This is a genomic window from Sedimentibacter sp. B4, from assembly GCF_000309315.1.
Lineage (GTDB): Bacteria > Bacillota > Clostridia > Tissierellales > Sedimentibacteraceae > Sedimentibacter > Sedimentibacter saalensis.
Window position 1 is genome coordinate 1 of record NZ_CANG01000572.1, and the last position, 241, is coordinate 241.

Consider the following 241-nt stretch of genomic DNA (forward strand, 5'->3'; position numbering starts at 1 on the left):
GGCCGGCTGACCGGCTGACCGTCCGGCTAGGGTCGAGCCATGCAGCTCGGGGCCCTCGGCGTGGTCATGGTGGCGGCGCTGATCCTCGTCCTGATCGTTTTCTGGGCGCGGACGCGGAGGTTCTCCCTGGGTCCGACCCTGCGGATCGACCTGCGGAACGGCTTTCCCTCGGTGCGGCGCAACGGCTACGACTCCACCGATGTTGATGCCCTGATGGACCGGGTCTACGGCCTCGTGGCGA

The 241-nt window shown here is 68.9% G+C and carries 1 protein-coding gene; it reads left to right on the forward strand.

Annotated features, from left to right (window positions below; genetic code table 11):
- Positions 1–39: 39 nt before the first annotated feature.
- The coding region (locus BN358_RS25585) for a hypothetical protein (protein WP_157593484.1) at positions 40–241 on the forward strand (202 nt) is incomplete at its 3' end.